The organism is Nonomuraea sp. CA-143628 (assembly GCF_050942315.1).
In the GTDB taxonomy this organism is placed as follows: Bacteria; Actinomycetota; Actinomycetes; order Streptosporangiales; family Streptosporangiaceae; genus Nonomuraea.
In genome coordinates this window covers 11,936,986-11,962,797 of the sequence record NZ_CP192072.1, presented here as the reverse complement: position 1 = coordinate 11,962,797, position 25,812 = coordinate 11,936,986, and the positions used below count along the sequence as shown (strand labels likewise).

General features: G+C 69.9%; 20 protein-coding genes. 13 read left to right on the top strand and 7 right to left on the bottom strand.

Annotation, left to right across the window (positions count from 1 at the left end; genetic code table 11):
• Positions 1-47 precede the first annotated feature (47 nt).
• Entirely contained in the window at positions 48-2,129 is a 2,082-nt protein-coding gene (locus tag ACQP2T_RS53945) for a protein kinase domain-containing protein (protein WP_433512542.1), read from the top strand.
• A gap of 62 nt (positions 2,130-2,191) precedes the next feature.
• Here ACQP2T_RS53945 and ACQP2T_RS53940 read toward each other — a convergent pair whose 3' ends face one another.
• On the bottom strand, positions 2,192-2,620 hold the full coding sequence (locus ACQP2T_RS53940) for a YbaB/EbfC family nucleoid-associated protein (RefSeq protein WP_433512541.1): 429 nt from the start codon (positions 2,618-2,620) through the stop codon (positions 2,192-2,194).
• A 125-nt stretch (positions 2,621-2,745) separates the two neighbouring features.
• Here ACQP2T_RS53940 and ACQP2T_RS53935 point away from each other — a divergent pair, with 125 nt between their 5' ends.
• Complete coding sequence (locus ACQP2T_RS53935; protein WP_358179666.1) at positions 2,746-3,072, top strand: hypothetical protein; 327 nt, start codon at positions 2,746-2,748, stop codon at positions 3,070-3,072.
• Entirely contained in the window at positions 3,069-3,953 is an 885-nt protein-coding gene (locus tag ACQP2T_RS53930; RefSeq protein WP_433512540.1) for a hypothetical protein, read from the top strand. Before ACQP2T_RS53935 ends, ACQP2T_RS53930 begins: the two co-directional genes overlap by 4 nt.
• Here the strand turns inward: ACQP2T_RS53930 and ACQP2T_RS53925 are convergent.
• A complete protein-coding gene (locus ACQP2T_RS53925; protein ID WP_433512539.1) occupies positions 3,950-5,113 on the bottom strand; it encodes a WXG100 family type VII secretion target in 1,164 nt (387 codons plus the stop codon). The genes ACQP2T_RS53930 and ACQP2T_RS53925 overlap by 4 nt on opposite strands.
• On the bottom strand, positions 5,110-5,421 hold the full coding sequence (locus ACQP2T_RS53920; protein ID WP_433512538.1) for a hypothetical protein: 312 nt from the start codon (positions 5,419-5,421) through the stop codon (positions 5,110-5,112). Before ACQP2T_RS53920 ends, ACQP2T_RS53925 begins: the two co-directional genes overlap by 4 nt.
• Before the next feature lie 87 nt (positions 5,422-5,508).
• Here ACQP2T_RS53920 and ACQP2T_RS53915 point away from each other — a divergent pair, with 87 nt between their 5' ends.
• Both ACQP2T_RS53915 and ACQP2T_RS53910 read left to right on the top strand, forming a co-directional pair.
• Positions 5,509-5,811, top strand: coding sequence for a hypothetical protein (locus ACQP2T_RS53915; RefSeq protein WP_433512537.1), 303 nt, complete (start codon positions 5,509-5,511; stop codon positions 5,809-5,811).
• A gap of 5 nt (positions 5,812-5,816) precedes the next feature.
• Positions 5,817-10,361: a hypothetical protein gene (locus tag ACQP2T_RS53910; RefSeq protein ID WP_433512536.1), complete on the top strand. Its 4,545-nt coding sequence runs from the start codon at positions 5,817-5,819 to the stop codon at positions 10,359-10,361.
• Between the two features lie 43 nt (positions 10,362-10,404).
• Here ACQP2T_RS53910 and ACQP2T_RS53905 read toward each other — a convergent pair whose 3' ends face one another.
• Positions 10,405-12,675, bottom strand: a complete 2,271-nt coding sequence (locus ACQP2T_RS53905) for a WD40 repeat domain-containing protein (RefSeq protein ID WP_433512535.1) — start codon at positions 12,673-12,675, stop codon at positions 10,405-10,407.
• Between the two features lie 10 nt (positions 12,676-12,685).
• Positions 12,686-16,663 (bottom strand): type VII secretion protein EccCa, encoded by a 3,978-nt coding sequence (gene eccCa, locus ACQP2T_RS53900; protein WP_433512534.1) that lies wholly within the window; start codon positions 16,661-16,663, stop codon positions 12,686-12,688.
• Positions 16,664-16,760: 97 nt separating this feature from the next.
• On the opposite strand from eccCa, the gene eccD reads away from it, so the two are divergent.
• Positions 16,761-18,278: a type VII secretion integral membrane protein EccD gene (gene eccD / locus ACQP2T_RS53895; RefSeq protein ID WP_433512533.1), complete on the top strand. Its 1,518-nt coding sequence runs from the start codon at positions 16,761-16,763 to the stop codon at positions 18,276-18,278.
• A 44-nt stretch (positions 18,279-18,322) separates the two neighbouring features.
• Entirely contained in the window at positions 18,323-18,766 is a 444-nt protein-coding gene (locus tag ACQP2T_RS53890; protein ID WP_433512532.1) for a YbaB/EbfC family nucleoid-associated protein, read from the top strand.
• On the opposite strand, the gene ACQP2T_RS53885 is transcribed toward ACQP2T_RS53890, so the two are convergent.
• Together ACQP2T_RS53885 and ACQP2T_RS53880 are read right to left on the bottom strand one after the other, a co-directional pair.
• The gene (locus tag ACQP2T_RS53885) at positions 18,763-19,497 is read right to left on the bottom strand and encodes a WXG100 family type VII secretion target (protein ID WP_433512531.1); all 735 of its coding nucleotides are present in this window, start codon (positions 19,495-19,497) and stop codon (positions 18,763-18,765) included. The genes ACQP2T_RS53890 and ACQP2T_RS53885 overlap by 4 nt on opposite strands.
• Before the next feature lie 13 nt (positions 19,498-19,510).
• On the bottom strand, positions 19,511-20,980 hold the full coding sequence (locus ACQP2T_RS53880) for a hypothetical protein (RefSeq protein ID WP_433512530.1): 1,470 nt from the start codon (positions 20,978-20,980) through the stop codon (positions 19,511-19,513).
• A gap of 313 nt (positions 20,981-21,293) precedes the next feature.
• Here ACQP2T_RS53880 and ACQP2T_RS53875 point away from each other — a divergent pair, with 313 nt between their 5' ends.
• From ACQP2T_RS53875 to ACQP2T_RS53850, 6 genes are all read left to right on the top strand, one after another.
• Positions 21,294-21,644: a WXG100 family type VII secretion target gene (locus ACQP2T_RS53875; protein ID WP_357948736.1), complete on the top strand. Its 351-nt coding sequence runs from the start codon at positions 21,294-21,296 to the stop codon at positions 21,642-21,644.
• 32 nt (positions 21,645-21,676) lie between these two features.
• Positions 21,677-21,991 carry a WXG100 family type VII secretion target gene (locus ACQP2T_RS53870; RefSeq protein WP_357948739.1) on the top strand — a complete coding sequence of 105 codons (315 nt, stop codon included), beginning with the start codon at positions 21,677-21,679 and terminating at the stop codon, positions 21,989-21,991.
• An 80-nt stretch (positions 21,992-22,071) separates the two neighbouring features.
• On the top strand, positions 22,072-22,473 hold the full coding sequence (locus ACQP2T_RS53865; protein ID WP_433512529.1) for a hypothetical protein: 402 nt from the start codon (positions 22,072-22,074) through the stop codon (positions 22,471-22,473).
• Positions 22,473-23,855: a WXG100 family type VII secretion target gene (locus ACQP2T_RS53860; RefSeq protein ID WP_433512528.1), complete on the top strand. Its 1,383-nt coding sequence runs from the start codon at positions 22,473-22,475 to the stop codon at positions 23,853-23,855. Before ACQP2T_RS53865 ends, ACQP2T_RS53860 begins: the two co-directional genes overlap by 1 nt.
• A 19-nt stretch (positions 23,856-23,874) precedes the next feature.
• Positions 23,875-24,990: a hypothetical protein gene (locus ACQP2T_RS53855; protein ID WP_433512527.1), complete on the top strand. Its 1,116-nt coding sequence runs from the start codon at positions 23,875-23,877 to the stop codon at positions 24,988-24,990.
• Complete coding sequence (locus tag ACQP2T_RS53850; protein WP_433512526.1) at positions 24,987-25,805, top strand: WXG100 family type VII secretion target; 819 nt, start codon at positions 24,987-24,989, stop codon at positions 25,803-25,805. Before ACQP2T_RS53855 ends, ACQP2T_RS53850 begins: the two co-directional genes overlap by 4 nt.
• Positions 25,806-25,812: the final 7 nt, after the last annotated feature.

Here is a 25,812-nt window from a genome sequence, read left to right as displayed (position 1 = left end):
TTTGGTTGAATGTACTGTAGATCGCGTTTTGAGGTGAAGGGAAAGAGATGCACCCTCTGCAGCCGGGTGATCCAGAGCGTTTAGGAGCTCACACCCTCTTTGGACGGCTGGACGAGGGCCCGCGCGGAGTCGCGTACCTCGGCAAGGAGTCCGAGGACGGACCCACCCGAGTGATCAAGCTGCTCCCGGCCGTTCCGGACGCGGGGCCGCAGGACGCCGAGCGGTACAAGGGCGTTCAGCGCATTTCGAGTGTGTACGTCGCCAGGACCCTGGACGCCGGCCTGCACGGCGAGCAGCCGTACATCGTGCGCGAGCACATCGAGGGCCGCAGCCTGGCCGAAACTGTGGCGGCCGAAGGCCCGCTCGACGGCGACACCCTGGAGCGGGTGGCCGTGGGCGTGCTGACCGCCCTGACCGCCGTTCACCTCGCCGGGGTCACACATCGCGGGCTCACCCCGCACAACGTCCTTCTCGCCGCGGACGGCCCGCGTGTCACGGACATCGACCTCGGCGAGGCCGTCGGCGAGCTGGGTTACCGCTCGCCCGAGCAGCTCAGCGGACTGGGTTACGGCCCTTACGCCGACGTGTTCGCCTGGGCCGCGACGATCGTCTTCGCCGCGACCGGGCAGCCGCCCTTCGGGCACGACGCCCAGGCGGTGCTCAACGAGGAGCCCGAGGTCGGCGCGCTTGCCGAGCCGCTGCGCCGGGTCGTCCTCTCCGCGTTGTCCAAGGACGTCGCGCAGCGGCCGACCACCTACACGGCGCTGCTGCAGCTCCTCGGGGACAAGAGTGGCGGGGCCGCCGCGCCGCGCGTGGGCGTCGTCGCCACCGTGCCGCCGCCGGCGCCGCAGGACGAGCTCTTCCCGCCGCAGACCATCCAGCTCCCGCCGTTGCAGGTGCCGGTCGAGCACCAGCAGCCGCTCGAAGGGGTGCCAGTCCCGCAGCAGACGTGGGGCCCGCCGCCCGTACCGCAGCAGCAGGGAGCCACGTGGGAAGGGGCGCCCGGCGGGCAGCCGCCCGCCCAGGTGTGGCAGGTGCCGGCCCAGGGTGGTGCCGCCGCCCCTCGGCGCAAGTCGTTCCCCATCGGGCTCGCCGCGGCCGTCACGGCCGTCATGCTGCTGTCCGGTGTGGGGCTGTGGGGCGCCGGTCACTACGCCAAGCTGGAGCCCGTCTCCAACTCCGCGTCGGAGGCCACGAAGAGCGGTGGCACCCTCGCGATCGGTGGTGGCAGCGGTGACTCCTCCACGCAGCAACAGCAGCAGCAGCCCGGCCAGCCCGATCCGCAGCAGTCGCAGCCCGACGTGACGGTGCCCTGGGCGTCGGGCAGCCCCGACCCGACCGACGTGGCGCCGCTTGTGCTGCCAACCGACTATCCCTCGCAGGCGCCCACGGCGCCGGAGTTCAGCACGGTCCCGACGCCGCAGCCGCTCCTCACGCAGCCGGTGACCCAGCCGACGGTGACACAGCCCGCCACCCAGCCGACGGCGACGCAACCCACCGCCACCGAGCGCAAGAGCAGGAAGCGCCACACGCCGACGCCGACCCCGACCGAGTCGAAGCAGGAGCCGACGCCGACGCCGACGAAGACCAAGGAGCCGGAGCCGACACCGGAGCCGAGCAAGACCAAGGAGCCGGAGCCGGAGCCGACGAAGACGACTGAGGCGCCGAGGCCGACCCCGACGAAGACCACTCAGAAGCCGACGCCGAAGCCGACCACCCAGTCGCCCAAGCCGACGCCCACCAAGACCACCGCCAAGCCGACGCCGACGAAGACCACGGCCAAGCCGACGCCGACGCCGCCCAAGACGAACCCCTACACGCCGACGCAGGTGTGCGGATCCGGGTTCAGCGTGCAGCGCAGCAATTCGTTCGCGGGCGGGGTGACCTACCAGCTCTACAACAACGGCAGCGGTGAGAACTGCGTGGTCACCATGAAGACCACGAACGTTGGTGTGAAGAGCCAGGTCAGCGCCACCCTCGACGTGCAGGGCGGGGGGAGCAGGACCGACTCCGGCAGCTACGACTACTACGCGGGCCCGGTCAAGCTTCCCGCCAAGGGCAAGTGCGTGAAGTTCTCGGGCAGTACCGCCTCGGGCAGCACCAGCGCCCCGTACGGCAACTGCGGCTGAGACAGCGCGAAAAGCGGGGCCGGTGAGGAGTGATCCTCACCGGCCCCGCTGCTGTCCGGGGGTCAGTCCTCCCAGGCGCGCTGGGTGCGGCGCATGCCTTCGAGCCGTTCGCCGGTCTCGCGGGCGTAGGCGTCCTGCAGCTCGTCCAGGTCGCGCTTGAACGTGCCCAGCAAATCCTGCTCGCCGGGCATCGTCCCGAGCCCGAGCAGGTCGCGGGCCTGCCGCTCGTGGTCCTCCTGAGCCGTGCGTACGGCCTCGACCACGTCACGGCCCAGCTCCTCCGGATCCAGCCGCATGGCCCGGTGGGTGATCTGTACGTCGACCAGCCTGCTGTCGGCGTCCACGCGCGCGGAGACCGTTCCGCCACGGCTCTCGCCCGAGCCGGACAGCTGACGTAGCGCCTGCGTGGCCTGTTCGAGCTCGCGCATCGTCCGTTCGCTGGCCTGTACGAGCCGGTCGAGCTCCACAAGGCGGGGGTCAATGGAATCCATGCGCCCCACGCCACCGGCAGCAGGTTAACGAATGCCTATCGGGAGCCGTCCAGTCGTCTAACTGATCATTAAGAGTGCCATGAGTGCGGGGAGACGAGACCCGACATCAGGAAGAATTCGTACATATGACGATGAAAGCGGCTGCGCCGGGACAGGAGATCTACGTCACCTCCACGGCCATCGGTCACCTGCGCGATCGGGTGGACGACGAGCTGAAGGTGGCCATGTCCTTCGTCAGGAGCCTGGTCGGTACGGTCGGGGTCGAGTCCCCAGGCTTCGGCGTACTCGGGGAGATGGTGCTGGGCGGCACCTACGACGGCATGTGCCGGTGGGCCGACAGCACGCTGGGCGAGGCGGAGAAGACGATCGACAGCTGGTCGGGGGCACTCGCGCAGGGCGAGCGCAACTGGCGCGCCGCGGAGAAGGCCAGCGCTGTGCGGTACCGCAAATGAGTTACTACGACAACCTGCGGCACCCTGCCTACAACCAGCCCGCCACCGCGAACACCGGCTACTCGCCCTACAGGTACCCCGGCTACAACGCGCCCAACACGCCGGGCTACAACGCCTACAAGCCGCCCACCTTCGGCCCTCCTCCGCAGATGCCGGAGCCGATCGGGCCCAAGGTGCTGGAGTCGATCAAGCGGCTGGGCCGGATGTCGGCCTGGCTGGTCCCCGCCGTGATCGTCGCGGGTACGGCCATCGCCAACGAGCCGGGCATGGCACAGGCGGCCTCGAACTGGAAGAACGGCATCTCCAACCGGCTCGACGACGGGGTCAAGCAGCTGCTGCCCCAGCTCATCGCCACGTCGCGGAGCGGCTGGATCGCCCTCGACCAGCAGGAGTTCGAGCGGGTCGTGTGGATCTTCCACCGGGAGATCGGCGCGCTGCGCGGTGTGCTCGGCGACGTCGGCGGCATGGTCGACGAGGTGGCCGCGGGGTACCGGAGCTACTGGGTCAAGCTGGCCACGCTGGGCGTGACGACGGCCACGCTGTTGCTGTTCGCCAAGCAGTTGCAGGCGTTCCCCCACACCAAGCTGTACGGCGGGCTGCTGGAGAAGTTCATCGCCTCGGGCGCCAACGGCGCGGTGGCCGTGCTGACCTTGACGCTCGTGTCGGGCCTGCGCGGAGCGGGGGACATCATGTCCACGGTGATCAAGAAGGGGCACCAGTTCGGCTACATCACGCCGGGCAACGGCGCCGAGATCGACTTCAAGCAGGCGACCATCAACGCCGCGAAGTTCCCGTCGTTCCAGGCTCCGGCGAAGCCCGGTCAGCTGCCTCCGGGCTCCGACAAGTTCGACTGGGTGGAGCCCAAACAGGAGACCACTTAGTAGGGGCGGTACCCGCCGCCCGCCGCCATCGAGGCGAGGCCCGGGTGCTCGTCGAGCGATCCGTAGCGCTTGTACGTGTACAGGACCCCGGCGATGATGTTGTCCACCGGCTCCAGGATCTGCTTGTATCCCGGCAGGCTGTTGGAGTTGAACGTGGGCGGGATGGTCTGCATCAGCCCCTGCGATGGGATGCCGTTCTTGGCGTTGATGTCCCAGTTGTTGATGGCGCTCGGGTTGCCCCCGGACTCGTTGTAGATGATGGTCCAGATCTGCTGGATGACCTTGGGGTCATTCGGGTCGAGGCCCTGGATCTTGCCCAGCAGCCCCCTTTTCCGCAGCTCGTCGGCCATCTCCGGTGACTTGATGACCCTGAGGGCCTCCTTGATCCAGTTCACGACCTCGGCCTTGGGCGCCGGCGCGTTGCCGGCCGAGGAGACGCCGCCGCTGTAGGCGTAGCCGGCGCCACCGCTCGCGCCGCCGCCGTCGCTGCCACCGGCGGCGGCCGCCGACTCCAGCGAGGTGCGCTTGTCCTCGAACGGCGTCCTGACCCACTCGACCTTGTGGTCGCCCGGCTCGAAGTCGGCCCCGTCCGGCTGGGGGACCTTGGTGAAGAAGCCGAACTCGCCGTCCGCGCCGAGCTCCTTGGCCAGCGCCTTCTTGGCGTCCTCCAGGTCGCCTTCGGCCTTCTCGACCAGCTTCTCGGCCTTCGTGACGTTGCCGCTGACGATCGTCGTCTTGGCCAGGGCGTCCTCGGCGTCCTGGGCGGTGGCCTTCGGGTTCAGCTTCGCGTACTGGGTCTTGTACTCCGCCGCGCGTTCGACCGCGTCCTGGCAGAGGGCCTTCACCTTGCCGTGGGCGTCCTCCAGCGAGGTGGCCGCCTTGTCGAGAGCGTCGGCGCAGGCCGACAGCGCGTCATTGAGACCGGTGCTCGCCCGCGGGTAGGCGGCCATGTGCTTGGTGAAGGCGTCGGCCGAGCCACCCTGCCAGGCCTTGTCCACCTCGCCGACGGACTTGGTCAGGGAGTTGGTCGACCTGGCGACGTGACCGGCGGCCGTCCGCCACGCGTTCGCGGTGCTCCTGATCGCCTGTGGCTCGCCGGTCACCTTGGCGAGGAGCGTGGCCAGCCGGCCACCGCCGGGCAGGTCGCCGACGCCGCTCATCCGCCGGAGGCCTTCGATGCCTTACGCAGATTGGTCTCCACCTGGTCGATGGCCTTCTCGACGTTGTTCAGGCGGCTCTTGCCCGCCTGCAGTTCGTCCTTGAGCGCCCGCCAGACCTTGTCGACGTCCGTGGCCAGGCCACCGGAGTCCTTGAGGTCGCCGAAGGTCTTCGACGAGGTCCCCCCGGTCGGCGCGGTGGACTTGGTGCCCTCGAACGCGTCGTCCAGGTCGAACATGTTCGCCACCTTGCGGGCGCGTCTCCCACATTCTTCGAGCGCCTGGTAGTGCACATCGACCCAGCCGCTCATGGGACCCCCAGACGTATTGCTGCGAAGTGCACGAAACATGAGCATAGTGGACAGTTATCGGGGATGTCCCTGAGGAAGGAGAAACTATTGGGGCAGCAAGACGGCTACTCCGCGCACTGGCCGAGCATCCGGCGCGAGGGCGAAAAGGCGCGGGAGGAGGCCGATCATGTGCGAGCGGTGCGTGAGGAGCTGCGCCAGGCGTTCGCCGCCGAGGGCCGGCCCATGGGTGATGACCAGTACGGCGCGGAGTTCGAGAAGAGCTTCCCCAACCGGATGAAGGCCGTCTTCAAGGGCTTCGACAACTACATCGACGAGCTGGAAGGTACCCGGGACGGGATGCACGTCACCGCCAACACGTACGAGGCAGCTGAAACGGACACTCGGGGCTGACGTTCGTGCTGCTCGATGGGATCCCCGTGCCCGCTTGGGCCCGTCCGTGGGCGGGTTGGGTGCTGGGGACGGACTGGCCCAAAGGCGATGAGGGCGGTCTGTTCCGGCTCGCCGACGCGCTGGTGAAGGCGGCCCGGGGGGTGGCCGCCGGGGCCGACGGAGACGGCATCCGGCCCTATGCCGACGGGTGGGACGGGCCCGCGCTGCGGGCGTTCACCCGCAGGGTGTCCCGGGAGGTGGGCGGTCGCCAGGCGGCTCTGGTGCAGTCGCTGGTGGATCTGGCGTTCGCGTGCAACGAGCTGGGCGTGCAGGTCCAGTTCACCAAGCGGATGATGCGGTTGGCCGTGCTCCTGCTGGTGGTGCAGCTGGCGTGGCTGACGTGGGCGCTGGTGTCGCCCGCGGGCGGCCTGGCGCTGCGGCTGATCGGCGTACGCGCGCAGGCGGCCCGGTGGACGGTACGCCAGTTCGCCCGCCGGTTGATGATCAACATCGCGCTGTTCGGCGGGTTGCTCGGCGGGATGGATCTCATGGTCCAGCTGACGCAGTCGCGCCGCGAGGGGGTGGACTGGCGGCAGGTGGGCTCGTCGGCGGCCACCGGAGCGCTGACCGGCGGGTTGCTGACCGGTCTGGCGTGGGCGTTCCCGACGCGCTCGCTGTGGATGCTGATGGGCCAGTCAGGGGTGGCGAACGCGGGCGCCGTGCTGGGCACGGAGCTGTGGAGCGGTGACGGGTCGGTCGATTGGACGCTGGTGCTGAAGGGCCTGACGTCGGGCGTGGCGGGCGGCGCCGACGCGCACTGGGCGAGCTGGAGCCCGGGCGGCGGCCACCCCGGGCCCAGAGGGCTGGACGAGCACGCGCGCTTCGACGATCCGGGCGACCACGGCCCACGGAACGGCACGAGGCCGGACGACGCGAACGGGAACGGGCGGACGAGGCTGGCCGACGCCGGCGATACCCGTCCCCTGGCCGACGGTGAGCAAGCCCGGCCGCACCCGTACGAGGAGCGGAACATCTTCCGCCGCAGCATCGACCAGCTGATCAACTGGGCGCGCCCGGCCGAGACCGGACCCGTCCGGCTCAGGGACCACGTGACGTTCGCCGAAAGCGCCCGGCGCGGCGTGGTCGCGCGCGAACCGCTGGCCGGCGCCGGCGGCGAGACGGTGAAGGTGGAGAAGGTCAGGCTGGCCGACGGCAGCCACGCCGTCGACAAGGAGTACTCCGGCACGGACCGGCGGGACCGCGACCATCTCAGCTCGCGGCTCGGCCAGGCAGTCGGCGCCGACGTCGCCGCGACCCACATCGTCGGCGAGCGACGGCTGCTGATCGACTGGGTCGACGGCAAGCAGGTGCCGGTCCAGCGCGGACCCGACGGCAAGTGGCATCTGTCGCGGCTGCACAACACCCGCGAGGGGGTCCTCCTTGGCCTGCTCGACGCGCTGACCGGCAACCATGACCGCTTCTCCCTGCGGCACGACTTCCTGGAGGGCACCGACGGCAGGGTCAAGGGCTACGACGGGGACAAGGCCTTCACCGGGCGGTTACCCGACACGAACAGCCCCTTCAGCCGCCACTTCTTCCGCGACAAGGGCGAGCTGGCCGACTGGGCGCCCAACCCGCTCAGCAAGGCCGACATCGAGGCGCTCCGGCCACGCGTCGAGGCGCTGCGGCAGGAGTTCCGGGCGCTCGGGCACAACGACTGGTACAACGACGTCGGGTTCGCCTTCGAGCACATCGCGAAGAACGCCAGCGGCACGGTCTCGGTGCTGGACGCGCCCCCCGGCTCCGTGATCGTGGAGCCGCGGGCGGCGGGCCCGACGTTCGGGGAGCGGCCGCGGACGTTCGAGGGAGCCGCCCCGCCGCGGGCCGCGGAGCCCTTGCCGAATTACGATCCCGGCGAGCTGAGGGCGCACCCGGCACGCAGTCAGGAGCTCAACCCGGACTATCGGACGCCGCTCCTGCCCGTCCACGGCGACGGCGTCAACAGCGGTGTGATGGCCAACGTCATCGACCCGAGGCAGGCGGTCAGGGCGAGCGAGTGGGCCCACCTCAGGAGCAGAGCGACTGTCCACCTGATCAAGAACCGCGTGGGGTACGCGGATCTCGACGCCAGCGCCCGCGTGGAAGCGCGCCGCTTCGCGATCCGGGGTGACGGTGGCGAGGTCCGGCGGGTCACCGAGTTCACGATCAAGATTCGGTACGTCGCCAAGGAAGGCATGACGGCCGAGGAGGTGACGCGGCTCAAGTCCAACGCCCTCGACGGCATGGACCTGTACTACAACCACCAGCACCGGCTTTCCGACGGCAGCCAGTTGCACGTCCGGCTCGACTTCGACGAGGTGCGCAACGCACGGCCCACCGACACCAACGTGGTGGGCTTCCGCCCCAGCGGCCATCCCGACATGGTGAACTGGTGCGCCAACACCGACGCGCACGTCCACGCCCACGAGATCGGACACCATCTCGGGCTTCCGGACGAGTATCGCGACTTCCAGACTCAGGGCCGCAGGACGCTCACCGACCGGGGCCTCGAACCAGGCGCCAACCTGATGGGTGACGCGTCCCGCGTGCGCACGGCCGGAGGCATCCTGATAGATCACGCGGGCCACGAGGTCCCGCCACGGGCGACGTTGCTTGACCACCACCTGGTGCACTTCTCCGACCTGCTACCCCGCTCCGACCGCTTCGCCGAGGGCGACGCGGGGTTCCGGCAGCCGGCCGACGAGTGGACCCCGCCGGTCCACACCGCCGAGACGCTGCGGCTGCCCCGCCACCTGCGCGAACTGCTCGTCGAGTTCCCCCATAGAGGCGGTGACCTGGTCGACCACGTGCAGGTGCTGGATCGCGCCCACTCCCTGTTCGGCGATCGGGTCACCCAGCGCCACGTCGACTACACCCGCGCGCTCTTCGACGCCGCCCACTCGCTCTACGGTGCCGTCGTGGACACCCCGACCGTACGAGACCTGCGCCGCCTGCACGGCCTGGTCAAGTTCCTCGGCAGGGGACCGGACTCGGGGTTGCCCGACGCGGCGTGGCTCAAGGCGGAGACCGAGGCGGTCCTGGGCCACGGCCATTCCGACCCGAGGACCGTCGAGGGCCTGGCGAGGCTCGCGGAATGGTCCGCCTACACCGGCGGACAGCCGCGTCCCGGCGAGGCCGGAGCGCCGGCCCTGCGCAGGGCCGCCGGAGAGTTCCTCGGCGAGCCGCCGAGCGAGGCCGCCGTCCGCCGCGCCTCGGCCGTGTTCAGCTACGCGGCCGAGCATTCGCCTGTACTGGCCAGTGGATCCGTGGACTTCGGCCGCGTCACCACCGAACTGCGGGCCAAGCAGGCGGGGGAATGGCACGGCCGGGCGTTCGACGGCGCGGACTTCGCCCAGTTTGTGGAACGGCTGCACGACGACCCGGGATCCGGGCAGCCCGCCGCCGGGCCGCCCAAGGCTCTTGGGGAGCCCCCGCACAACAATGGGCCGGCATGGGACGCGCGAAGGGTGGGCGAGGCGGTCACTGACTGGGGGGCCAGGCCGCACGGGGGGAAACCGCACACCTTCAGCCCGGCCGATCTGGTGGCCGCGCGCAGGCGGGCCCAGCCGGTGAACATGGGGGCACGTGACCCGGGGGCCGCGGCCATCGAGCGTCGCGACATGACCGTCAAGGCACGTGATGGAGTGATGCGGCCCGTCACGGAGTACACCGTCAGGTTCGCCTACCGTTCCGATACGTCGCCGCTGGGCCACCTCGGCACGCGCGTGCGGGCAGGTCTCGACCGGTTCGTCAACGGCAGATACGTGCTGCCGGACGGCTCGGCGCTGCTCGTCCGGGCGGAGTTCGCGCCTGCGGAACACCGCGGTGTGACGATCGGACACCGCGACGAGGCACCTGGCAGCAGGCCGTTCGACTTCCCCTACGAGGCGGCACACGTCGAGCTGGCGCTCAAGGTCCTCGATCAGCTGGGCATGGACGACACGCTCGGCCCACCGCGGACGGCCGAGGCCGAACAGGTTCCCCAGCCGGACGCCGTGGCCGCGCGCGAGCGGGCGGCATGGGACGCGCGAAGGGTGGGCGAGGCGGTCACCGACTGGGGGGCCACGCCGCACGGGGAGAAACCGCACACCTTCCGTCCGGCCGATCTGGTGACCGCGCGCAGGCAGGTCCAGCCGGTGAACATGGGGGCACGTGACCCGAGGGTCGCGGCCATCGAGCGTCGCGACCTGACCCTCCCACCAAGCGGCGGAGTGGTACGGCGCGTTACCGAGTACACCGTCAAGTTCGCCTACCGTTCCGATATGTCGCGGGCGGACATGGGCTACTTCGGCAGGCGCGTGCGGGCGGCTCTCGGCCGGTTCGTCGACGGCAGGTACGTGCTGCCGGACGGCTCGGCGCTGCTGGTCCGGGTGGAGTTCGTGCCTTCAGCACACCGCGGTGTGACGATCGGACACCTCGACGGGGCACCTGGCAGCAGGCCGTTCGACTTCCACTATGAGGCGTCATACGTCGAGCTGGCGCTCAAGGTCCTCGATCAGCTGGGCATGGACGACGTGCTCGGCCCACCGTAGACGGCCGAACCGGGCGTGGGGGGGGGGTTCGGCCTGTTCTGGGTTACTGCGATTCTGGGGGCGTCAGGCGGCTCAGCCCGTTATGGGTGACCGCGTACAGATCGCTGGACAGGGCGAGCGGGACGTCCCCCAGCCGGGTCTCGCCGGCCCGCTCGCCGTCCGGCAGGCGCCACAGCCGTACGGTGCCGTCGTCGCAGCCCACGGCCAGCACATCGGGATCGTGGAAGCTCAGGCACCGGACCGTGCCCGGATTGCCGCCGAGCACGACGACGTCCTCGCCTGTCTCGGCGTCGCGGACCGGCACCAGCCCGTCATAGCTGCCGGCGGCGAGTACGGCCCGGCCACCGACCGTGCCCAACGCCAGCGCGTACACCGGCAGCGGATGCCCGTGCACCACCGACAGCGGCCGGCCCGTCGCCGCGTCCCAGGTTCTGACCGCCCGGTCGTACCCGCTCGACGCGATCACGACCCGGCCGCCGACCCGGCCCGTGGCCAGGCACGTGACGCCCGCCGTATGGCCGATCAGGCGGCGCAGCGGCCGGCCCGAGACCGCGTCCCAGGTCCTCACGGTGCCGTCCATGCCACCCGAGACCAGCAGATCGCCGTCGAGGGCGAGCGCGAGCACCTGACCGGTGTGCGGGGTCGGCACCGCGACCACGCCGTCCACCGGATGATGTACGCGGACGGTGCCGCTGTCGGTGCCGCAGACCAGGTTGCCGCCGTCGAAGGCCAGGCTTGTGACACCGCCGTCCCCGGAGGCTGTGGGCGTCTCGGGCAGGAAACCGCCATCGGCCGGCCGCCAGAACCACGGCGTGCCGCCAGGGGACCCGGCGGCCACGAGCGCCCCGTCGGTGGCGACCGCGGTTGCGACGGCGCCGGTGAGCTCCCGCGCCAGAGTCCCATTGGACGCCCAGACACGGACCCCGTCACCGGCGGTCACCAGCCACTCCGACGCGGCGCCGGCTCCGACGGTGGTGGCCGGTCCTTCGGGCGTGGCGGGCGCTGGTGGTTTCGATACGACGGTGATAGCGGTGGCCCATTGGCCTGAGTGCCAGGTGGTCAGGAGCGTTCCGGTGTGCGGGTCGTGGACGGCGACCCGGCCGTCCAGCGCGCAGGACGCCAGCGCCTGGCGCTCCGCCACCCTGAGGAAGGCCAGCCCGGTCACGCTCGCCTCGTGTCCGTCCAGTACGCGAAGCTCCTGCCCGGTGCTCGCGTCCCAAAGCCGGATCAACCGGTCGGAGCCCGCCGACGCGACGAGTCCGTCAGCGGCGGCGACCGCGTTCACCCAGCCCGGGTGGCCGGGCAGCGAGTGCAGGGTGCGGCCGTCCGAGAGGTCGGTGAGCCGCACGGCCCCGTCGTCGGAGCCGGTGACCAGCAGCGTGCCGTCGACGCACACCGCGTTGATCGAGCCCTCGTGCCGGTCCGCCAGCTCACCCAGCGACCCCGCGGCGTCCCAGACGCGCAGCACGCCGTCGGCGCCGCCGGTGTAGATCAGCCCACCGGACGCGGCCAGCGCCAGGACCGGGCCGTCGTGGCCGGTCGTGGCGTGGAGCTGCTGCCCGGTGCCGGTGTCCCAGACCCGGATGACCAGGTCGTCGCCGCCGGTGGCGACGATCTCCCGGCCACCGGCCGTGCCGAGCGCGACCGCCCGGGTGGGCGCGTCGGTGACGGTGGCGCTGCCCAGGTCCTCGCCGTACGGCAGGCCGTACAGGCTGAAAGTGCGCCCGGGACGGGACAGCGCGTACGCCGGCCGCCCGCCCACGGTCCCGAAGGCGGCGGCGGCCGGCGAGCCGGGATCCGGCGGCGGCAGCGCGCGGTCCGGAGCGGAGCGGTGGGCCAGCCTCGGCGACTCGTTCGCCGTCTCCCGGACGGCACCGTCGCCGACCTGGTACACCAGCGCGTCGAGGATCCGCAGGACCGGCTCCAGCCCCAGCTCGCCACCATCACGCCACCCGAACAGCAACGACCCGCCCAGCCCACCGTCAGGACCGCCCGTGCCGTCCTCGGCACCGTCCGGGCCGCCCCCGACGCCTTCGGCGGACTCCGCGACCTCAGCGGCGACCCCAATAGTGACCACGGTCAGTTCGCGCAGCGTGGAGCCCGGTAGCGGCGTGGGCGCCGCCACGTGCGGGAAGCGCGCCGAGCGCAGGCCGTCCACGAGCCACGGCCACACGGCCCGGTCCAGTTCGGCGGTCCAGGCCCGGACCCCGCCCGCGCGCGCGTGCTCCAGCCGGGCCCGCCCGTCAGCCCAGACCGTCAGCTCCATGGTGCCGGGAAAGGACGGGCCGGTCAGCCGGTAGCGCACGTGTGACACGGGTGACAACCTACGGCGTGTCCAGGAAGGCTGTCTGGATCAGGCGCGCGCCCGACCTCCGGTCCACGTAGAAGCCGCGCCCCTGCGGAAGCGGCTGCGGACGCACATTGCCGAACAGCGCGCCCTCGTCCTTGTTGCCCGACATGATCAGCGCCGGGCTGGCCATCTCCTTGAGCCGCTGGACGGCCGGGTCGAACATGGACCGGCTCGCGCCGCCCATCTGACGGGAGATGATCAGGTGCAGGCCGATGTCGCGGGCCTGCGGCAGCAGCTCGGCCAGGGGTGCCAGCGGGTTGTTCGAGGTGGCGACGAGGTCGTAGTCGTCCACGATGATGTACAGGTCGGAGCCCTGCCACCAGCTGCGCTCCCTGAGCTGCTCCGGTGTGAGGTCCGCCGGGGGCAGCCGCTTGAGCAGCGCGGTGCGGGCGTCCTGGATCAGTTCGGCCGCCGCGGTGCTGGAGGCGGCGTACCCGATGCGGTGGTCGGTGACCGCGGTGTCGAGCAGGGCGCGCCGGTAGTCGAGCACGATCATCATGCATTCCTTGGGCGTCTTCCTGGCGACCAGGCCCTCCATGATGAGCTTGAGCACGTTCGACTTGCCGCACTCGGTGTCGCCGAACACGATGAAGTGCGGGTCCACGTCGAAGTCGAGCGCGACCGGCGCCAGGGCGGCCTCGTCGATGCCGATGGCGATCCGGTTCGGCCCGGTGAGGGCGGCGTCGGGCAGCGACGCGGCGGGCAGCAGCGACGGCAGCAGCCGCACGGGGCGGGCGGCGGGACCCTGCCAGGAGGCCCGTACGACCTCCACCAGCGACCGCACGCCGGCGGACAGGTCGTCGGCGCCGCGCACCCCGTCGATGCGCGGCAGCGCGGACAGGAAGTGCATGCCCTCCTTGGTCAACCCGCGTCCTGGCACCCCTTCCGGTACGGCCAGCGCCGCCTTGCGGCTGACCTCCGACTCGTAGGCGTCACCGAGCTTGAACTCCAGCCGGGTACCGAACAGGTCCCTGATCCCCGCGCGGAACTCCGACCACTTGTTGGTGGAGGCGACGATGTGGATGCCGTAGCCGAGCCCTCGGGCGGCGAGGTCGGTGATGACCCCTTCCAGCGCCTCGAACTCCTGGCGGATGGTCAGCCAGCCGTCGATCAGCAGGAAGATGTCCCCCCAGCCGTCGCCCTCGTACTCTCCGGCGGCGACGAGACGGCGGTAGGTGGCGATCGAGTCGATGCCGCTCGCGGCGAAGTCGCGCTCGCGCTGCTGGAGGACGGCGGCGATCTCGGCGACGGTCCGGCGTACCCGGTCCGCGTCCATACGGGTGGCCACGCCGCCGACGTGCGGCAGGCCGTCCAGGGCGGCCAGCGCGCCACCGCCGAAGTCCAGGCAGTAGAACTGCACCTCTTTGGGCGTGTGCGTGAGCGCCATGCTGGTCACCAGCGTGCGCAGTACGTTGCTCTTGCCGCTCTGCGTGCCGCCCGAGACGCCGACGTGGCCGGCCGCGCCCGACAGGTCCAGCCAGTACGGGTCGCGACGCTGCTCGAACGGCTTGTCGATGATGCCCACGACCCCCGCGAGGCGGCCCCTGCCGTCCCAGCCGGGCGTGGACAGGCCGAGCTCCGGGGTCACCGACAGCGGAGGCAGCAGGTGCGCGAGGGTCGGCGGCTCGCCGAGCGGCGGCAGCCAGATCCGGTGCGCGGCGGGGCCCTGACCGGCCAGCCGCTGTACGACGATGTCCAGCAGGCTGCTGCGCGGCCCGCGCTCGTCGTCCGGCTTGGCGACCTCCTTGGCCGGCTCCTCCACGATCGGGAGCGGCGCGTAGGCGGGGCCGTACTCGACGACCTGGCGGATCGTCTTGTCATCGCCATCGGCTGCCGCGCTGCGGGGGTCGCTCTGGTGGGGGCCGGAGACGTACGCGGCCTTGAACCGGGTCATGCCGGTGGTGTCGAACTTGAGGAAGCCGTTGCCCGGCGCGGACGGCAGCTCGTAGGCGTCGGCCACACCGAGAACGACGCGGCTCTCCATGGCCGAGAACGTACGCAGGCCGATCCGGTAGGACAGGTGCGTGTCCAGGCCGCGCAGCCGGCCCTCCTCCAGCCGCTGGGAGGCCAGCAGCAGGTGCACGCCCAGCGAGCGGCCGAGCCGGCCGATCATCACGAACAGCTCGATGAACTCCGGCTTGGCCGACAGCAACTCGCTGAACTCGTCCAGCACCACGAAGAGCGTCGGCATCGGCGCCAGCTGGGCGCCCTGCTCGCGGGCCCGCTCGTAGTCCCGCAGCGAGGCGTAGTTGCCGGCCGAGCGCAGCAGCTCCTGGCGGCGCACCATCTCGCCGTGCAGCGCGTCGTACATGCGGTCGACCAGCGGGAGCTCGTCCTCCAGGTTGGTGATGACCGCCGAGACGTGGGTGAGCGTGTCGAGCCCGAGGAAGGTGGCGCCGCCCTTGAAGTCGACCAGGACGAAGTTCAGTATCTCCGACGAATGGGTGACGGCCAGGCCGAGCACCAGCGTACGCAGCAGCTCACTCTTGCCGGAGCCGGTCGCGCCGATGACCAGGCCGTGCGGCCCCATGCCGCCCTGCGCCGACTCCTTGATGTCCAGCTCGACCATCCGGCCGTCGGCGCCCAGGCCGATCGGCACCCGCAGCCGGTTGCGGCCCGCCCGTGGCCGCCAGGTCAGCGCCGGGTCCAGCCGCATCGGGTCGCCGATGCCGAGCAGGTCGGTCAGCGTGGTGTTGACCGCCAGCACGTCCTCGACCTCGCCGCCGCTGACGGCCGAGGCGCGCAGCGGCGCGAGCTGCCTGGCCAGCCCCTCCACCCGCAGGTAGTCGAGCTTGTCGGGGTTGCCGAGCCGGGTCTTGTTCTCCTTGCCGGCGTGGTCCAGCTTGATCATGTGGAAGCCGTCGGGCTGGATCTCCAGCCGCAGCGTGGCCTTCTCCTCCACCGCCCCCGTGGCCCCGGACAGGTCGATCACCGTGACACCCTGGATGGCGTCCGTGCCGAGCTGAGAGTCGTGGGGCACGTGCCCGCCGTCGACAATGAGCACGTGGTACGGCAGGGCGTCCGCGGGCGAGCCGGGCCGGAACCTGGCCCGCTCCTTGAGCTCGGCTCCCACCAGGCGGTCCAGCTCGCTCATGTTCTCGGCCATCAGCCGCACCGGTCCGGCGGCGTCGACCTCGTCGGGGTGCAGCGCGTGGGGCAGCCACTTGACCCAGTCCCAGTGGCCCATCCACTCCTGGCCGGCGCACACCATGATCCGCAGGTCGTCCGGCGAGTGGAACACCGCCATCTGGCCGATCATGGCCCGCACCAGCTCCCGCATGGCCGCTGGGTCGCCGCTGAGCTTGATGCGCGCGAACGAGCCCAGCGCCACGGCCACCGGGAGCTCCGACACCGTCGCGTGCGCCCTGACGAACCTGCGCAGCGCGCCGGCGGACAGCGCGTCGAGGTCCTCCACCGGCTTGGAGTCCGGTGGGATGAGCTGGATGGCCAGCTTCTGTACGCCGGTGCCGAGCCGTACCGTGCTGAAGTCGTCGTCGCGCGGCCGGCGTTCCCACAGGCGGGGGCCCATCGCGATCCACCAGAGCGCGTCCGGCTCGGGGCCGCTCCACTCCAGTGCCTCGCGCTGCTGCTTGGCCGCCCGCCTGACCTTCTTGCGCACCTGCGACAGGTAGCGGAAGTAGTCGCGGCGGGCCCCGTTGAGCTTGTGCTTGCGCTCGCCCGACTGGCGGCCCATCTGCCCCAGCGTCATGCCGAGCATGGACACCGCGAACATGCCGCTCGCCACGTACATGATCGGGTTGGAGTTGCCGCCCGCGGTGAACATCAGGGCCATCGCCGCGGCGCCCGCCACCATGGGCAGGTACGTGAGCACCAGCATGAAGCCCTGCCCCTGGACCTCGGGGATCTCAGGGGGCGATTCGAGCAGGATCTCCCCGCGTGGCGGCTTGGGGCTGGGACGGCGTTCGGGCCGCCGGACAACGACAATGCTCACCGTGGGATGGTCCTCCGTATCGGTTGCTGACCTTCTTACCAGAAGCGACCCGATATGTTCTCTCTTGTCCATGATGCTCGTGGGACGGAGTCCAGCCATGGGATCGATGGTCCACGGACCGGCCGTTCAGGGGCCGTATCCGCAGGGTCCCCCGCGCCTGCCAGGCCCGCCGCACCTTCAGGGACCCCCGCATCCGCAGGGGCCCATGCAGGTGAGCTCGCTCGCCCAGGTGCACGTGCCGCTGCCCGCGCTCTGCCACGTGACGATCGTGGGACCACGGCGCAAGGCCGATCTGGCGCTGCCCGCCGACATCCCGCTGCCGCACGTACTGCCCGGCCTGCTGCGCGCCCTGGACGAGCTGGGCGGCGAGTCCGCCGCCGCGCCCGGCTGGACGCTGCAGCGGCTCGGCGGCTCCCCGCTCGACCTGGGCCAGAGCCTCGGCGCCCTGGGCATACTCGACGGCGAGGTGCTCTATCTGAGGCCGCGCGAGGCGATCCTGCCGCCCGCGCTGTACGACGACGTGGCCGACGTGGTCGCGACCGGAGTCAAGAATTCCACGGGCGTCTGGGAGACCAAGCACACCCGGCTGATGGGCGCGAGCGGCGCGCTCGGGGTGCTGGTCCTCGGCGCGATCGCCCTGGCGCTGTCCGGAGCGCCCGCGCTGGTCGTCACGGTGGTGGCCGGGCTGATGGCGCTCGTGGTCGTGGCCACCGGCGCGGCCCTGTCGAGAGCGGTGGGCGACTCTCTCGCGGGTGCCCTGATCGGGCATGGGGCGCTGCCGTACGGCTTCATCGCGGGCCTGTTCGCGCCGGCCAGCGGCGGCACCCTGGCCGGTGTCGGCGCTCCCCACCTGCTGGCCGCGCTCGCCTGCACCGCGCTGGTGGCCACCATCGCGGGCGCGCTGATCTCCGACGGCGTGCCGGGCTTCCTCGGTACGGCCATCGCCACGACGTTCGGGGCGATAGGCGCGGCCGTGGTCATGGTGTGGGGACCGGCACCCGCCGGAGTGGCCGCGGTGACGGTGTCGATCCTGCTGGCGTTGAGCCCGCTGGTCCCCACGCTGTCGTTCCGTCTGGCCAAGGTGCCGCTCCCGGCCATGCCCACCACCGCGGAGGAGTTGCGGGCCGACAACCAGCGCCTGAACAGCGCGGCCATCCAGGAGCGGACCGTCATCGCCCAGCGCTACGCCACCGGCATGATCATCGCGATCGGTCTGGTGGCGCTGGTCTCCGAGGTGCTGCTGGCCACGTACGGCGGCTGGATCGCCTCCCTCATGACCGGGACGCTCGGATTGACGCTGATGATGCGGGCCCGGGTCTTTCGCGGGGTACGCCAGCGGCTCTGGCTGATGACAGTCGGTCTGACCGCGTTCGGCCTGCTCGCGCTGACCCTCGGCCCGAAGTCCGGCGTCATCGGCGCCGTGGCCGTGGCGATCGGCATGCTGTGGCTGGCACTGACCGCCGTCGGCATCGGCCTCTGGCTGCCGACGGGCAAGCCGTCGCCGTTCTGGGGCCGCGCGGCGGACATCGTGGACGTCATCCTGATCGTCGAGCTCTTCCCGCTTGCGCTGGGCGTTCTCGAGGTCTATTCCTGGGTGCGCGGTTTGTCCGGGTGATAGGTTGCTGCGCGATTTAACAGTGTTGTGAGAGTGGAGTGAAGATGCAGGAGTTTGGGGACTTCGCGAACATCGACATCGAGAAGCTTCTCAAGGGCGCGGACGAACAGTTCGCGCGCATCGAAGAGCTCCAGAAGAACATGACCGACCTCGTCGGGCGGGCCCAGGACGACGACGGCCTGGTCACGATCGAGTACGGCAGCGAGGGGCTGCGCGAGCTCCAGCTGCATCCCAAGGCGATGCGACTGAGCTCGGGCGAGCTCGCCGAGCTCATCAAGGAGCAGCTCCAAGCCGCGACCGCGGACTTGCAGCACCAGGTCACCGAGGCCATGGGCCAGGCGTTCGGCGACGAGGACAACCCGATGAAGTACGTCGAGGACCCCGACGCCGCCCTGCACAAGATCAAGGAGGCCGAGTCCGCCTACAACCGGACGTTCGAGGACGTCATGGGCGAGCTCGACCGCATCCGCCGCCGCCTGGACCTCTAGGCCCCCTTCATGCCCAGGGGCTGGCCGTCCTTGTCGAACGTCGGCAGGTTGGGGATGTAGACCTGCTCGAACGCCGGCGCGTTCTTGGGGTCCGTGGGCGTGACGGCCTTGCTCATGTTCTCCGCGGCGCTCTGGCCCATGTACATGCCCGCCGCCGAGGCGATGCCCGCGGCCGCCATGTAGACGCCTTTGCTCTTGCCCACGATCGACTTCAGCACGGCGAGCGCCGCGACGCTCGAAGCGGTGGCGCTGAGGTCCGTCGCCACCGCCGTGGGTGGGAAGAGCTTGCCCGCGGCGCTGAGGCCGGAGAGGGCGACCAGGATCGAAGCCACCGAGGCACTGGTCACGGCCCCTTGGAAGGAATGCCCGGCGAGTTGGTCGAGTGCCTGCGCGAGCCCCTCGTAGGCCTGCGTGCTGTTCTTCGCCTCCTTGGTGAACTTCTTCACCGCGGAGTCGACGTCCGGACGCGCCATCTTCTCCCAGTCGTCGGAGTCGATGGTGTCGAGGGCGGTGTCGATGGACGCGGCCGCGTCGTTGACCGTCGTGGTCATGTCGCGGGTGTGTCTGGCCGCGCCACGGATGTCACTGGGGCTGGAGAGGATCGTGCCGATGAGCGCCCCGGCGAACCTGCTGATCGTTTGGATCGCGGGGTTGGATGGCAGGCCCGCGGCGATGACGCATTCGGCTATCGCTGTGGTGTAGAGGGTCGTGCCTTGGTCGTAAAAGTCCATGTCGTCCCCGAGGTCAATTCTTCACGGTGCTCTTGTCGTTGGCCTCACGGACAACGTCGGCTCCATTTCGGAGCTGCTTGTCCCAGACGCCCAGCTGGTTCTTGGCACTCTTGAGGTAGTCGGCGGCCGACGAGCGGGCCGAGCTGTATGCGGAGCCGAACGACATCGCGCCCACCAGGCCGAACCCCGGGAAGCCGATGTCGATGTTCCGGGCGGTGTTCTCCGCGGCTCCCATGTGGTCGCCTGGGGTGTCGCCGTCGCCGCCTTCGCTGGGGCCGATCTTCTTGCCGAGCTTCTCCATGACCTCAGGGTGGGCCTTGCGCCAGCCACCGCCGAGCCCGCTTCCGATGAGCTTTTCGTCCGGTGTGGTGTCGCCGGTGTCCTTGCCGTCCTTGCCACCCTTGCCATCTGACTTGCCGTCGCCCTGGCCGCCTCCGCCACCGCCGCCTCCGGAGGAGTCGGGGGAGGGGACGGACGGCGTGTCAGCGCCTCCTGAGCCGGGAGTGTCCGCGCCGGGGGTCTCAGCGCTGGGCGTTTCCGGAGTCGGGGTGTCCGTAGCCGGCGTTTCGGGGGTGGGGGTTTCCGGCGTTTCCGGGAGGCTGGAGCCGGGGTCTTCGGTGCCGCCGTCGGTCGGCGGGTCCGTCGAGGGAGTCTCGGGGACGGTCGTGTCGTCCTGGCCACCGGGCTGGTTCGGGTCGGTCTGGCCGCTGGGATCGGTCTGGCTCGGGTCGGTCTGCGGGTCCGCGGGGTCTTGCTGGCCGTTCGGGTCCGTCTGGCCTTGGGGGTCGGTCTCGGAGCCGGAGGGGTCCTGCTGGCCGTCGGAGGTGCCGGGGTCGGTCTGCTGCGGGTCCGAGGTGTCGCCCTGGTCGCCTGTGTCCGTGCCGTCCTGGTCGTTCGGATTGTCCGAATTCCCGGTGTCGTCCTGGTTCTGCGGGGCGTCCGGGTCCTCGGTCGCGTCGTCCGAGCCGTCGGGGTTGTCCGGGCCGCCACTCTCGTCGGCGTCCGAGGGCTCCCACGCCGGGTCACCTTCGGCGGCCTGCGGATCGACCGAGCCGGGCTCGCCGTCGGTCACGTCGTCCACCGTCTCGGGCCCGAAGCTCAGCTGGTCGGACTGGACCTCGGCCACCGTCGGATCGCCCTGACCGTCGGCGGGCCCCACCTGATCCGGCGGGATCTGGTCGTTGGCCGGTCCTACCTGGTCAGGCGGGATCTGGTCGTTGGCGGGCCCCACCTGATCCGGGGGGATCTGGTCGTTGGCGGGTCCTACCTGGTCGGGCGGGATCGACGGATCGTCGACGGGACCCGCCTGATCGGGCCGTGGAGAGTCGCCGCCGCCTGCGACAAGGACGGTCGTATTGCCGTCGACCGAGCCCGGGGGCGCGCCGCCGATCTGAACCTCACCCGGCCCGTCCTGTGGCGGGGGAGAGCTCCAGTTGAGCAGGCTGTCGATGCTCGGCCGCCCCATGCTCCCGAATTCGGCCACCCTGTCGCCCTCCCCGCAATCAACACAGAAGCGACAAAAGCGTAGCCGTGAGGCTGCTGGGCCGTACAGGTTGTGAGCTTTACGACGAGCCGCGACCGCAGGCCAGTAGCCGAAGTCAGAAATCGCCGAGCCGTCTACCTGCGCGTTTACCTAAAAGACGCCTAACGGTGATCTAGCCGTTATGTTAAGTATCTGTTATTTCTGGGGCAGATGGGGGCTAGCATGCCATTTGATGTTGTTTGCGGGGGTACCCGGGTTGACCGGACCTACGGCGCCGCCGTACAGAACCAGACCTTGTTGACCTGGAGGTCCAATGGCAACACTTATGGGTACCGCCCCGTCGAAGCTCACCAAAGCCGCCGGCCAGTGTGAGGTCACCGCCCAGTACATCGAGGGCATGCGCCAGCGGGTGCAGACCATCAAGGGCGACCTGATGGCCGCGGGCTGGAAGGGTGGGGCCGCCGGACAGTTCGGCAAGGCCCTTGACGCCTGGGACGTCGACTTCCGCCAGGTGATCAAGATTCTCGAGGACATCTACGACAAGCTGAACATCAACGCGGGCGTGTACTCCAACGCCGCGCAGCAGAACATGGACATCTCCAGCGGGCTCAACTCCGCCGGCGTCGGCGGTCGTATCGACTCGCTGATCAACGCGTCGCGCTAAGCCCCCAGTACGTAGGTAGGACGGAGACACTCATGGCCGACACGTTCACCCCAGAGGACTACACCTACGCCCACTTCCCCAACATGGAAGCGGCGTACGAGCAGCTGAAGTCGATCGTCACCGAGCTGGACAAGGCGACGGACGACCTCTACAACGACGTCAGGACCACCCTCGGCACCGACTGGGAGGGTGAGGCGAAGACGTTCTTCGACGGCAAGAAGGCCCAGTGGGACGCCCTTGAGGTGGAGATGGGCAAGCAGCTGTTCGAAGCCGCCAAGGCCGTCAGCATCGCCAAGGGTAACTACGAGACCGCTGAGCGGCGCAACATCAACATCTGGACCGACTAGCAGTCCGTCGCGGCGATCGTGCCTCCCTCGGCCGGTGCCATGACGCGCCGGCCGGGTTCCTTTTTCTATGGGGGATGGGGATGACCCAGAAGGACGCAATGGAGGGCCAGGACCCTCTGTACATCGATCCTGATCTGTTCGACTCGGGAGCGGGGCGGGAGCATTCCCCCACCCAGATGCGGGCGATCGCCGAAGAGCTCAAGTCGTACCTCGGCGGTATGACGGGACCCGGCTCGGCGGAGGGCTACACCAACGGCTCCGTGAACGGCATCCTGGACCACTGCCAGCTGTCCGAGGCGCAGATCGGTACGTGGCACGACGCCAGTGCCTTCAGCCAGACCGTCGGCGCCAACAGCGGTGGCAAGAAGTTCGCACAGGTTTATAAGGAATTCGTCGACGCCTACAAGGACGTGATCGCCGCCGTCGAGGCGAGCGCCGCCAACCACAGCGCCGGTGACAAGGCCAACGAGGGCAAGGGCTGATGGCCGAGGGCAAGGGCGGCAGGCATGTCGTCGTCATCCTGTCGTTCGACAAGATGCCAGAGGGCGGGACGGTAAACGCGTCCAGGGACGAGATCCTGGCGATGCTGAAAAGCACCGAGCCCACCCAGATCGAGGACGCCGGGTTCGCCTACGACAAGGCGTCGAGCGCGATCGAGTCGGCCGTCAACGCGCTGGAAGAGCACGCGGGCAAGATCCTCACTGTGTGGAAGGGCCCCGACGCCAGCAAGGCGCGCCACGCGCTGCAGATGCTGCACGCCTCCGGCGGCGAGCTGTCCACCAAGCTGGAGATGATGGGCTCCGCCCTGCGCCAGTACGCGGGCTATCTCCCCGAGACGATCTCGAAGGTCGAGGGCATCTCGACCAACACCAAGTCGGAGAACGACGTCCCCAGCTCCGAGATCATGGTGGACGAGGCCGCCAACGCGAAGGCCGCGAAGGCCGCTGCGGACCGCGAAGCCCAGAAGGCGATGCAGGAGCTCAACAAGAAGATCGTTGATCTCTACAACGTGCAGGTCCCGCACGACGTGTCGTACGAGCTGCCCGCCGTCTCGATTCCGGGCGGTACGGGCTCGTACCGCGACCCCGGATACCCGACCGGCAAGGGCATCAACGCCGGCGGGAGCGGGAACGGGAACGGATCGTCGGACGGCTACGGCGGTTCTTCCGGAGGCACGGGCTCCACCAGCGGTGGTACGGGCTCCGACGGCTCGCGCGGCGGTAGCACGGGCGGCTCGGGCTCCGCCGACCAGAACGGCTCCGACTCGGGCGGCAAGCCTGGCTCGGACACCGGCAACGGTCAGAATGGCAACGGTCAGAACGGCAACGACCAGAACGGCAACGGCACCGGCGACCAGAGCGGCACCACGCCGGGCGACGGCACCGGCAGCCAGGACCCCTCGCAGACCGGCGACTCCGGCAAGCAGGACCAGACGGTCCCGCCGGTGCTCGGCCAGGACGACAAGACCAGCAGCGACAACCCCAAGGGCGGCCTGGACCCGAACGGCACGGAAGTGTCGTCCTACTCGCCGACCACGCCGGTCATCACCCCGACCAGCATCACCCCGACCGGCAACCCGGTGAGCACCATCGCCCCCAACCCGGTAGGCGTCCTGTCGCCCACCGCCACGCCCAGCGTCCCCTCGGTGCTCGGCTCGCCGAACGGCGCCATGGGCGCCCCGGGCCAGGGGCTCACGGCGGCGATGCGCGGCTCGGCGAACGGCATGTCCGGCATGCCGTTCATGCCGATGTCCAACGCCGGCGCGGGCACGGATCCGGGGGACTGCGAGCGGATGACCTGGCTCCCCGCGGACAAGGACGACTGGAACTCAGCGCACGACGTGACCAACCCGGTCATCTGCTGACCGCGCTACAGGGAGTGGGATGGGCGACTCGAATTCCAGCCAGGCGGCTCAGCTGGCGCAGTTGCAGAACGGCGGCCAGCTGCCGTCGATGTCGTCCGGCGTCTCGTTCAAGACCAGCGCGCTCGACACCAACAGCCAGTCGATAGACGCACACGCTGGGGTCATCTCCCAGCTAGAGGGCAAGACGGAGAATCTGCGCGTCCAGTGGCCGCACTTCGGCGTGATCGGCATGGGCGTCAGCAGCGTCCACGACAAGGCGATCGAACGGCAGGCGGACGCGCTGGCCAAGGGGCGCAAGGCGCTGGAGAGCTGGAAGACCGCACTCAAGCAGGCCTCCAAGAACTACCAGGCGGCCGAGGATGCCAACGGCGACGGGGTCAAGAACATCGGCTTCGACCCGAACAGCCTCGGCGGCGGGCCCAACGGCCTCGGCAATCTCGGAAACCTCGGCAACCCCGGCCTGCCGAACAACGGCGCCGGAGTGCCTGATCTGTCCGGCATAGGCAAGCCGCCGGGGTCCGACACCGATCTGCCCAAGCCGGACCTTCCCTCGACGGACCTTCCGAAGACCGATCTGCCGTCGAGCAACCTCCCTTCGACGGACTTGCCCAAGACGGACCTGCCGTCGGCTTCCGTGGGGAACCAGGCCGACATGAAGGTGCCGAGTATCGACTCGGCGCTCAACGGTCAGCCGAAACTGCCCGATCAGAAGATGCCCGACATCGATAGCAAGCTTCCCGACGGGACGCAGCTGTCCCAGTTCGACCCCAACTCGCTGAACACCCCGCAGGTCAAGAACCCGGACCTCAGCAGCCTGTCTCCGGACCTGAACGGTGCCACGACCAGGACCGGCCCCGGCACGGGCGTCGGCACCGGCGGCGGCACTGGTACCGGTTTCGGCACTGGCATCGGGGGAGGCGCGGGTGCGGGTGCCGTACCGGCCGGCCTGCGAGGCTTGAACGGTACGAGCGGCATGTCCGGGATGCCAATGATGCCGATGATGCCGATGGGCGGCGCCGGGACCGGTGGCGACAAGGAGAACGAGCGCCAGAACGCGCTGCTCGGCGAGGACGAGGGCGTCTGGGGCGGCGACGATGAGATCGCGCCTGAAGTGATCGGACGGGATTCCAGGTGAGTTACGAGTCCGACGTGTCGCTCTACAAGATGGCGGCGAGCATGGCAGCCGCCGGGGCCGTCGCGATCCTGCAGCCCTGGGCCTTCTACGTCGCCGCCGCCATCGGCGTGATGGTCTCGGACCCCGGGGCGATGTCGAACAGCGCCAAAGCCTGGCAGAGCATCGACCACGACGGCCTGATGACCGAGCTGGACGAGCTGGATGAGGGCCTGGATCGCCTCAAGAAGCAGCTGAAGTCCTCAGGCAAATGGGAGGGTGCCGCCTTCGACACCTTCGAGGGCATCCACAAGTCCTTCAAGAACGGGGTCAAGTCTCTCAAGGACACCCGCAACGACACGGGGCGGGCTGTCAACGCGACGGCCAAGGCCTACCACGAAGGCGCCCGCGTGGCCGTGCTGGTAGGCGGCGGTATGTACGCCCTGGGGATGTATAAGCTGCTCTCGAAAGCCACCCCATGGACCGCGATCCTCGCCGAGGGAGTGTCGGCTGTGAGGGGCCGCATCACCCTGCAAACGGTCAGGTCGCTGCTCTGGAAGCATGGCAAGGTCGTCGGAGGTCTCTCCCTAGTCCTCTACCTGGCGATCCAGCAGACCGAGACGACCGGAAAGCTCTTCCCCGGGCTGGAGGCTTCCATCCCCACCGAGATGACCGCCATGAAGTCAGGTGGCATGCCGCCGTTCTCCGACGCCGGCATGACGTACGACGAGAAGATGGGCGGCCTCTCCGTGAAGATGGACGACTCCCTGGCCGGGAAGCTGCCCGGCGGCAGCACGACTCCCGAAAGGGAGACCCCCGAAAGGACGGCCGAGGCCTGACCCTCAC